The sequence below is a fragment of the Microcoleus sp. EPA2 genome, assembly GCA_020882975.1.
Lineage (GTDB): Bacteria > Cyanobacteriota > Cyanobacteriia > Cyanobacteriales > Microcoleaceae > Microcoleus.
In genome coordinates this window covers 50,434-60,288 of the sequence record JAHRFD010000030.1, presented here as the reverse complement: position 1 = coordinate 60,288, position 9,855 = coordinate 50,434, and the positions used below count along the sequence as shown (strand labels likewise).

The following is a 9,855-nucleotide window of genomic DNA, read 5'->3' as shown; positions in this document are numbered from 1 at the left end:
ACGGTGGGGCACACCGAAATCAACGCTTGGGGACAGACCGATCTCTACTCTTTGATGGCAGCATCAACGAGCAAATCGACTGATTGATCCAAGAATCCCCGCGCCTTCAAGGCCGGGGAGTGTCAAAAGAGTCTTTATTGAGATATTCGTACCGGAAAGCTGGATAATTCCTTTCTTTAGTTGCTTGCTACTAATTGCCTGAATTGTATAGACGAGAATATTCCGACCCTTGACTTTATCTTTGTACTTCGGTAATTTCGGGCGACCAGTGAATCTCGTCGGCTCAATTTTGTAAGCTTTGACTGCTTCAAAAAAAGATTTGCAATTCTTATCCAATATCATCAATGTTTGTTGACTTACCTTGGCTGGTAATTCCTTGTATGCTTGATGAGATTTCATCAAACGGTTCATTTCGTTGTAATTGATATAACCCCATCCATAGACAAAACTTTGACGGATAAGGTAGTTAGCCGCGTTGTACAAATTTGTCGATCAATAACGGGTTCCCAATCCCGTCCCTGAATTAATCCTAACTTACTGAATTTAACTGGGTCGGTTTGGCGATCGATAAAATGGTTTTTTCACCACCCTCGCTGGATAGTTTTTGCCACGAATTTCCACTTCGAGTTCCTGACCACTTTTAGCTAGTTTTGTGGGAACATAGGCAAGGGCGATCGGTTTATTCAAAGTCGGTGATAACGTACCGCTAGTCACTTCTCCTACTTTTTCACTTTCAAAAATTACCGGATAACCGTGACGCGCAATGTGCTTCCCTGCCATTTCTAGCCCTACTAACCGCTTGGAAACTCCACTCGCTTTCTGCTGTTCCAAAACCTCGCGGCCAATAAAATCGCCTTTGGTATCGAGGTGAACAACCCAACCTAATCCAGCTTCTAAAGGTGTCGTATTATAATCGATATCTTGACCGTACAATGCCATTGCGGCTTCTAAACGCAAGGTGTCTCTCGCACCCAAACCGCAGGGTACAACGCCGGCCGTTAATAATTTTTGCCACAGTTCTTTTCCTACTGCTGCATCGATCATAATCTCAAATCCATCTTCCCCCGTGTAACCAGTTCTAGCAATAAAACTTGGCTGTCCCAACAAAATTGTTTCTAAGTGGCCGAAGGCTTTAATTGGGGTGAGGTTGTCTGCAACTAAAGGCTGAAGGTAACTCACAGCTTCCGGCCCTTGAATTGCGATTAAAACTTTGTCTGGTGAAATGTCTGTAAAACTAACACCACTTAATTCTAAGTGGGCTGCGATCCAAGCTTTGTCTCTGATGCGAGTGGCGGCGTTGACAATGATAACAGCCCGTTCTTCGCTAGTGGTGGCGTCGGGTTCTTGGCAGTAGAAGATAATGTCATCTAAGATGCAGCCTTGGGCATTTAACAATACTGTATATTGAGCTTGACCTGGTTGCAATCGACTTAAGTCTGAGGGCACTAAGGGTTGAAATTTGGTTCTTAATTGTTTCCCTCTCAAACCAAATTTTCCCATGTGGGAAATGTCGAACATTCCTACTTGCGATCGCACTGTTTGATGTTCGCTGCTCAAACCGCTGTACTGCACCGCCATCTCCCACCCGGAAAAGGGGACCATCCGAGCTTTGAGTTCTAATGATAGGTCGTACAGAGGTGTGCGGGCAAGTGGGCTCGGATTCTCTGGATTATTTGATTCAGTTGACTTTGCCACAGGTAGCGCTTTGGTTGCGGTAGAGTATTTTGATTTTAGCAAACATTGAGTTGGTATTTCTGGGCGATCGACTTGCCCCGTACATACTGAAAAACCGCAACTTCTTTATAAAGTTGCGGTTTTTAAATGGAGAATAGCGGGCTCGAACCGCTGACCCCTACAATGCCATCGTAGTGCTCTACCAACTGAGCTAATTCCCCTTTTGTTTCGCGCTTTTCATAATGCCTTAACTTACCGATGTTTGTCAAGCTTTTTTGCAAAATGAATTTTTTATCCTTGACTGACAAGGTTTTTGGCCTTTTTTTTAACGCCTCCTGGCTTCCTGGCAATTTTCCATCTGTACTATAGATTAGTATGTGTGTTGAGATATTTCGGTCAAATGACTCAAACAAGACCCCATCAGAAAGTAGACCACTACCAAGGCTGCTGCTGAGGCCGCAACTAGGGTGCCGGCTAGCATTAGTGAAAATTCTCGTTGTGCGATCGCCTCCTGCATCAAGTGCAAAGACCACGCCACTAGAGCAACGTCAATTATTAAAATAGAAACCAGCATAAGTTACGTTTTGTAACAGCTCACCTATTGTAACAAAACTTTTGGCTGCGTGCCGATAAGCTAATACGCATTTAACTATTGGTGTTAAACGCACAGGGAGCAGCGAAAACAACGCGAAAAAAAATATAGCTTTTTTTAATAATTACAATATACAAACTAAATGAGAGCTAGCTCAGCTTTTTTTGAGTGATTTTAGCGGAAAATTGCCGATCGCCCTTTTTTTCTACCACCAAGGTGCGATCGCCAATCCTAGCGACGCACCCCTGTGATGATTTGGTGTGGTGCGTCGCCACTGAATTATTGTCCATAGCCATCATCGTTTTGGCCAACTCACCCATGTGCAGAATTAATTTCCTATAAGTCTTTGAGGCTAAATCATACTATTATTTAGCTTCAATTTTCGATCTTTTCCAAACCAGAAACTACAGGTGCGATCGCCTTTAATTTCAACACAGGATGTTCCCCTTCCACCTGTTGACAATTCCACTCATTTCTAAACAGTAAAACAGGTCTTCCCCAACTATCCTTAACCGTCACCGTATTAAACAGCCGCCCCACTTTTGCCAGGGCATCCCAACCACCATCAACCCAGCGAGCCACACTATAAGGCAACATATCAATGCTAGTTTCTACATTATATTCAGACTGCATTCTGAACTGCACCACCTCAAATTGCAACTGTCCCACAGCCGCCAGAATTGGCTCCCGTTTTGACTCATCAACCGAATACATAATTTGCACCGCGCCTTCTTCCTGCAACTCCGAAACACCCTTACGAAACTGCTTGAATTTAGAAGGATTGGGATTTCTCAAATAAGCAAAAAGTTCCGGCGAAAAACAGGGAATTCCTTCATATTCCAATTTTTGACCAGTGTAAATCGTATCGCCGATCGCAAAAACTCCCGGATTATTCAAACCAATCACATCCCCAGGATAAGCAACGTCGATCGACTCCCGATCCTGAGCAAATAATTTTTGAGGTCTTGACAAACGCACCGTTTTACCACTACGAGCATGAGTCACATTCATGTCCTTTTCAAACTTACCCGTACACACCCGAATAAACGCCACGCGATCGCGGTGTCTGGGGTCCATATTGGCTTGCAATTTAAACACAAACCCAGTAAAATCTTCATAGGTTGGCGGAAGTTCTCCAGCGCTACTTTTGCGGGCATTCGGTTTCAGAGCATAGTCTAAAAACGCATCTAAAAACAGCTCAACCCCAAAATTACTCATCGCACTACCAAAGAAAACAGGCGTCATTTTTCCAGCAGCAACTAAGTCTAAATCTAGCTCATCCCATAATTCATCCAGCAGTTCCAAATCATCTTTAAATTGATAATAAAGATCCGACTCCAAAAGTTCTTCAATACGCGGATCGCCCAAGTCAATCACCGTATCGACAGCAGCGAGAGAACCATGTTGAGTGCGCTCGAACAAGTGAATTTTACGTTGGCGGCGGTCAAAAACACCTTTAAAGCGATCGCCCGTACCGATGGGCCAATTCACCGGATAAGTCTGCAAGCCCAATTCCCGCTCAATTTCGTCCAACAAATCTAAAGGTTCTCTGCTAGGGCGATCGAGCTTATTAAAGAATGTAAATATAGGCAGACTTCGCAGCTTACAAACTTCAAATAACTTCCGAGTTTGCGGTTCCAAACCCTTAGCTGCATCCTCCAACATCACCGCATTATCCGCCGCCGCCAGAGTCCGATAAGTATCTTCACTAAAATCTTGGTGTCCCGGAGTATCCAGCAGATTAATGTGATATTTTTTATACTCAAACTGCAATACAGTAGAGGTAATCGAAATTCCCCGCTGCTGTTCCATTTCCATCCAGTCAGAAGTAGCGTGTCGCTGAGTTCGACGGGCTTTCACAGAACCAGCTTCATGAATTGCACCTCCGTAAAGCAGCAACTTTTCTGTTAGAGTAGTTTTACCCGCGTCGGGGTGTGAGATAATCGCAAAGTTGCGTCGGCGCTCAACAGCAGTTTGCAGTTCGGTTTCAAGTTCTGTGGTCATCCGGTTTTAGATTTTAGATTTTAGATTTTAGATTACTCCGACGGCTCAATCCGCGGTTTGTGACCCCTTGGTTTTCGGTTATCACAAATAAGGTAGGGGAATCATCACCAGACTGCCATTATAGCCTGTGCTAAATTTATGATTAAAGGTAAACTTATCATAAATTCAAGAGAAAAGTAATATGTACGACTCCGACAAGCGGAAGCTGCTATCACTACTGTGCCACGGCGCAATTTTTTTGAGTACGTTATTGTTTTCCATCGGAGTGCCGATCGCTGTATTATTAGTATCGGATGACCCCGTTGTCAAAGATAACGCCAAAGAAGCCATCAACTTTCACCTGAATGTCTGGCTCTACAGCAGCATTATTGCGGTGTTAACTATCATTACTTTCGGTCTGGCTGGGTTTGTCCTGATACCCCTAGGTTATCTATTACATTGGGGACTAACAATTTTTGCGATTCTCCACGTTTTACAAAACCCCAACCTACCTTACCGCTACCCGTTTATTTTCCGCTTAGTTTAAAGCGATACTGAGCTCGCCGACTTCTTGAAACAATCGGGTATTTGCTTCTGAGACATTTCCTAAAAAAATAGTGAAGAACAGGCTGTTTTGCCTACCCTACCAACAGGATGGGAGATGTCTATTAGAAATCTCCTAAAAAGCAAGTCTGGGGCAGGATGCCTACTCCACAAGGATGATAGGAGATGTCTCTTAGCAATTCCCCCGTACCAAGTCACAATTATCGCAACTCAGCAACTTTAGCAGTGTCCGGTAAAGACAGAACCGCTTCTTTAGCATTCAACTTTTGATTCAATTCGCGAATCCGGCGCGACAGCAAACGGATAATATTTACAGCAATTCCCGGTGTTTCATCAATAGCATCATAGAGCTGCATTTGAGTCAACATCAAACACTCGCAAGGTTCAAGAGCCGTAATAGAAGCCGATCGCGGTTCCGCATCAAATAGCGACATTTCACCAAAACAAGCACCAGCTTTTAACTGTGCCAAATCCCGATCGCCAATGTGAACCCGCACCGTTCCCGATACCAAAATATAGAGCGATCGACCTTCCTGTCCTTCCGTAAAAATTGTGTGTTTAGAAGGAAAGGAAAGTTCATCCATTACCGATGCTAGACGCACGAGAAAATCATCCCGCAGTTCCTTAAAAATCGGAACCGCCCTCACAAATAATAGGCGTTCAACGCTGGTTAACATAGTGCAATGCAATGATTGATTTAAACTTAAAAATGAGAAGAATAAAAACAGTGGACTGTTGACTGTTGACTGTTGACTGTTAACTAACAACTGCCAACTGCCAACTACCAACTGCCAATTGACCAATATTACCTTCTTCCTCCAGCGCCCAACTGGGTCATCATCTCTTCGACTTGACCTGATACTAGACGATCCGGGTCATTTTGCAGCCTAGGTAGCAATTCCAGCAAAGCCCTGGGCGAGGCTATTTTCAAATAGGCTAACACTGCTTCGCGCACAAAACCTGTAGGATGGCGCAGACAGACCAAAGTTTGTTGAGCGGTGAGAGTCCAGCGGGCTTCCCTCGCCAAATGAAAACAACAAGCCAATGTCCAATCCGAAAGGAAGTGACGCAATTCTAGCAAGCGCCGCAAACGATCGCTAGGAGCTAGAGGTTTGTATACCATCAATTCCGAGAGATTGCTCAGTTTTTCTCTTTCCGAATGTTGATCCAATAAGTTGATGAGCGATCGCTTACTGGCTATATCAACAGTATTGTCCAAAATTTCCAATCCCCTAGCAACCAGAGAAGGTTGACCAGAAGCGATATTAAAAGCCGCCGCTTGCACAGTATCTAGGGGATACAGAAACTTCATCAGCAAGAAACACCGATCTGTAGCATCAGCCTCTAAACCCGCCAGGGCACGCCTCAATAATTGAGCCGTATCCGCCGCAGGTTCCGAGCCGCTGTTGACATCTTCCATGGACAAGTTGCCGTAGGTTGTTACCCCAGACAAATCCACCATACCTGCGTAAATTTGACCGATAAACATTAACTCCTGTTCAATGAGAGTTTCGACCCCACTGCGTCCGATGCGGTCTAGAACCCCTTCTATCCCCGTTTCTGAGGGCATTTTCAACAGAATGCGGAGGATATTGCGCCTGGTCGTTCCCCAAGCAGTGATTAAATTACCAACCAGAATGTCGATCGCCTCTACAGTCCCAATTTGACCCAAAGCCGTCCAGGCCTGCAACCTCACCAAATCCGATTTGTGGATATCTTCTGCTAAATGAACCAGTAGCCCAATCGCATCATTGTGAAGTTTGACTATCGCCTGCAAAGCAGATTCCCTGGTCGATTTGTAACCGAGTCCGCGGATCAGAGAAGGATAATACTCTTCCGAATGAGTAGAAGAAATCACATCCAACAGAGCGCACCGCACCCGCAAAGATTCATCTTGCAACAGATTTGGTATATACAAACGCAGTCCTTGGAGATAGTCAGCCTCTCCCAGAGCCCGCGTCCCCATCACACGTTCCCGCTCTTGCTTATGAGTCAGCATTTGTCGCAGAGTATTAGTAGCTTCTGCTTTTTGCTGGCGATCGCCCCTTCTCATAATTAAAGCAGCAGCAGTCCCCCGAACTACCGGGTCCACAGTCGGCTGCAAATAAGATCGCAAACTGTCGATATTCGGTTCTGCATCTGTCAGCCAGATGTACCGTAGGGCCAAAGCCAGCACTTCCGGGGGCAGAGATTGGTCGCTCAGGTTACGAACAGCCTCCAAATAAGCCGGGTTCGGGTGTTGCAGCATCGTTTCCAGGCTTTGGCGCTGCAAGGATGGCGGCAAAGATTCCAGAATCGGGGCCAAGACTTCACCCACATTTTTGGGGTCAATTTGGGTCAACAGTTCTATACAAGAACGCTTGTCATCTTCCCCTCCCGGCTGTTCCAAAGTTTCTACTACTGCCCGTTTCAAGGCTTTCAAGTCCACATCAGAGACACCCAAGCGTCCCCGTTCTGCACTTTTGACCAACAAACCGACGTATTGAGAACGGATCAGCCAGACCACGAACAGCCACACCAGGGACAGCAGAATGATGACAGCAATAAACACCAAGCTTTGATCGTCGTGAAACTGCTTTTCGCTTTCGTGAGGGAGTATGTAATTTGTCACCCACAGTAGAATCAGGATGCCGACACCAGTGACTCCGCAGGACAAAGGTTCGCCAACACCGTTGACCAAAGTTTGGATTCCCGATCGAATATTATCCGGGATTGGTTGGAACAACACCGGACTCACCGTTTCCAACAGCGTGTAGTGCAGCAGTTCGTCTAGAAACCTCAGAAATACCAGTCCGATAAAAACTGGCACTAAGTTTCCCAAAGAAACTCCCAAAGTCAGCACTCCCAGTATCGCTATCCCCGCCGGTAGAATCATCGCTGTCACGAATACTCCAATTCTTTCCACCAAGCGGCTGGATGCAAACCACTGAGTCCCCACTTGAAACAACCCTTGAATCCCTTCATAAATGCCCAGGAAGCTAGCTATCCAACTAGCCCCATCCCCAGGGTTTTGGTATTCTAGCTGGCTATAAAATTGGAAATCTACTAAGACGTAGAGGACTTCTGCCAGTACGAAAAAGCTAACTAGAGGTATGGCGTATTTTTGCAGCGGGCCTGTAACTTTGCGGGCGGTAAATTCTTGATTGTCGTCTTCGTCTTCGTCATCTGTCCAATGAGCTGTTTCTGGGAATGCTTGGCGGTATTTTTCCGTGAGGTAATACAGCAATATCGAGCCTGTGGCAACCATTAACCCCGATACCAGGGTCACATTTTTCAAACCCACTACGTGCAGCAACACCGGTAGAGAAAATCCGCTGACTACTCCAGCTACTAAATATCCACTGCTGACGAGGGGATAGGTGCGTTTAATTTCTCTGATGTTGAAGAGTTGGTTGGATGTGATGGAAGTGTTGAGGTCATTGAGCACATAACAAGCTTCCACCCACAGCCACATCAGGAATATTGTAATGAAGGCGATGCTGATTCCAGCTATCTTAGTATCTTCGTAGCCGATGCCGAATCGAAACAGGAATAGCGGTACCGACATCATTCCCAGAACGACTACGACGGTGCGCCGCAAGGGCAGGATTTTTTGCAGCCAGGAGTAGACAAAGCCTAAACCGGAACCGATGAAGGCGCTGGCTATGTAAATCCAGGGCATTTTGTCGGCACCAAATTCGTCTAGAAACAGACCTACTGTGCTCAGTTCCAGCCAGATTAGCCCTACGGAAGTTAAACTGTAGACAAGGAACATCAGTGCGGTTCGCTCTACTTCTTCCGATCGCAGGTTTAGCGATCGTAGCATCCCTTGTCTGACACCCCCTGAACCGCTGATTTGAAAATTGTCCATGCAGCGTTGATTTTCCTGTGTGGTAGCTTATTCCTGAGTTACTACGGAAGTCATCAGCTATCAGTCACCTGTTGATGAACTAAGGACTAATAGACATCTCCCATAGTTATTGTGGAACAAGCATCGGGCCTGTGGAGAACAGGCTTTTTGGGAGATGTCTAAAGACTGATGACTGATGACTAACTATATATCTATACTTTCTTCGGCGACAGCAGCATCATCATACTGCGGCCCTCTTTTTTCGGGGCTTGCTGCACTTCGGCAATTTCTTGCAAATCCGTGGCCATGCGTTTGAGCAAGTCCTCTGCTAGGTTACTGTGTTGGATTTCCCGACCTCTGAACATGATCGTGGCTTTTACTTTGTCTCCAGATTTGATAAAGCGGTCTGCTAGTTTGAGGCGCACTTGATAGTCGTGTTCTTCAATTTTGTAGCGCATCTTCACTTCCTTGACGTCGGCAGTGTGCTGCTTCCGTTTTGCTTCGCGCGCTTTTTTCTCTTGCTCGAATTTGTACTTCCCGTAGTCCATCACCCGGCATACCGGCGGGTCAGCTTTGTCGCTGACAAGTACGAGGTCGAGTTCTTTTTCCTCAGCCAGGCGCAATGCTTCTGAGGGAGTCAATATCCCTAGTTGCGCGCCATCGGTATCGATCACCCGGATTTTGGGGTATCGAATATTTTCATTAATCTGGGGGAGGTTACGATTTTGTCTTCTTTCAATCACAGGCATGAATTGTTGTGCAAGCAATAGTTTAATAGTGAGGCTTTCGATACTTTTTTGCTAACTTTTGCTAACAAATTTATTAGTTGAGATCAGTTCTCAACCAAGGCGTATCAACCGATGTCAGCAGAAAAATCTCGCAAACACCATTGATCTAATTGATCTAGAACATAAGAGGCCCGTCAACGACTCCAGAAGCAGTAAAGCCTGAAGCCCCTTGCTTTTGGGCAGGGGTAAACATTATACTTGCCATTCTACTCAGTCTGGTTGAGTTTCTGCTTAGTTTTATTTTAACTTCACACGCGCGACTCCCGCTTGCCCCTGAAGCATGACACTATGGTCAATAATTTAGGGTAAAACCTCCAGAACTAACTAAAACCCCTTTACCTCTCCTCTCTGGCCATGCGCTTGAGCAAGTCCCCAATTCCTTCTCCCCAGGCCTGTAGAATAGATATTGTAGATTGTAAATTTAT

The 9,855-nt window shown here is 45.6% G+C and carries 8 protein-coding genes, 1 tRNA gene and 1 pseudogene; 1 reads left to right on the top strand and 9 read right to left on the bottom strand.

The features are described 5' to 3' along the window. Positions 1–129 precede the first annotated feature (129 nt). The 6 genes and pseudogenes from AAFP14_RS22010 to prfC form a co-directional block, all read right to left on the bottom strand. Positions 130–492 (bottom strand): annotated as a pseudogene (locus tag AAFP14_RS22010) (RNA-guided endonuclease TnpB family protein); the annotation flags it as partial. Positions 493–543: 51 nt separating this feature from the next. Further along, on the bottom strand, positions 544–1,695 hold the full coding sequence (gene gcvT / locus AAFP14_RS22005) for a glycine cleavage system aminomethyltransferase GcvT (RefSeq protein WP_341734331.1): 1,152 nt from the start codon (positions 1,693–1,695) through the stop codon (positions 544–546). 127 nt (positions 1,696–1,822) lie between these two features. Beyond that, a tRNA-Ala gene (locus AAFP14_RS22000) sits at positions 1,823–1,895 on the bottom strand. A gap of 149 nt (positions 1,896–2,044) precedes the next feature. Further along, positions 2,045–2,248 (bottom strand): hypothetical protein, encoded by a 204-nt coding sequence (locus AAFP14_RS21995; RefSeq protein ID WP_333443750.1) that lies wholly within the window; start codon positions 2,246–2,248, stop codon positions 2,045–2,047. A 167-nt stretch (positions 2,249–2,415) separates the two neighbouring features. Next, the gene (locus AAFP14_RS21990) at positions 2,416–2,556 is read right to left on the bottom strand and encodes a hypothetical protein (RefSeq protein ID WP_341734330.1); all 141 of its coding nucleotides are present in this window, start codon (positions 2,554–2,556) and stop codon (positions 2,416–2,418) included. An 85-nt stretch (positions 2,557–2,641) separates the two neighbouring features. After that, positions 2,642–4,270: a peptide chain release factor 3 gene (prfC, locus tag AAFP14_RS21985; protein WP_341734329.1), complete on the bottom strand. Its 1,629-nt coding sequence runs from the start codon at positions 4,268–4,270 to the stop codon at positions 2,642–2,644. Positions 4,271–4,451: 181 nt separating this feature from the next. Between prfC and AAFP14_RS21980 the strand changes: the two genes are divergently transcribed. Next, positions 4,452–4,796, top strand: coding sequence for a DUF4870 domain-containing protein (locus AAFP14_RS21980; RefSeq protein WP_341734328.1), 345 nt, complete (start codon positions 4,452–4,454; stop codon positions 4,794–4,796). Between the two features lie 217 nt (positions 4,797–5,013). Here AAFP14_RS21980 and AAFP14_RS21975 read toward each other — a convergent pair whose 3' ends face one another. From AAFP14_RS21975 to infC, 3 genes are all read right to left on the bottom strand, one after another. Then, complete coding sequence (locus AAFP14_RS21975) at positions 5,014–5,490, bottom strand: Crp/Fnr family transcriptional regulator (protein WP_341734327.1); 477 nt, start codon at positions 5,488–5,490, stop codon at positions 5,014–5,016. 128 nt (positions 5,491–5,618) lie between these two features. After that, entirely contained in the window at positions 5,619–8,663 is a 3,045-nt protein-coding gene (locus tag AAFP14_RS21970) for a HEAT repeat domain-containing protein (protein WP_341734326.1), read from the bottom strand. Between the two features lie 191 nt (positions 8,664–8,854). Beyond that, entirely contained in the window at positions 8,855–9,391 is a 537-nt protein-coding gene (gene infC, locus AAFP14_RS21965; RefSeq protein WP_236508115.1) for a translation initiation factor IF-3, read from the bottom strand. Positions 9,392–9,855 lie beyond the last annotated feature (464 nt).

Coding starts and splice junctions, on each gene's coding strand:
- AAFP14_RS21995 (WP_333443750.1), bottom strand. CDS start 2,248: ATGCTGGTTTCTATTTTAATAATTGACGTTGCTCTAGTGGCGTGGTCT.
- prfC (WP_341734329.1), bottom strand. CDS start 4,270: ATGACCACAGAACTTGAAACCGAACTGCAAACTGCTGTTGAGCGCCGA.
- infC (WP_236508115.1), bottom strand. CDS start 9,391: ATGCCTGTGATTGAAAGAAGACAAAATCGTAACCTCCCCCAGATTAAT.
- AAFP14_RS21990 (WP_341734330.1), bottom strand. CDS start 2,556: ATGGACAATAATTCAGTGGCGACGCACCACACCAAATCATCACAGGGG.
- AAFP14_RS21975 (WP_341734327.1), bottom strand. CDS start 5,490: ATGTTAACCAGCGTTGAACGCCTATTATTTGTGAGGGCGGTTCCGATT.
- AAFP14_RS21970 (WP_341734326.1), bottom strand. CDS start 8,663: ATGGACAATTTTCAAATCAGCGGTTCAGGGGGTGTCAGACAAGGGATG.
- AAFP14_RS21980 (WP_341734328.1), top strand. CDS start 4,452: ATGTACGACTCCGACAAGCGGAAGCTGCTATCACTACTGTGCCACGGC.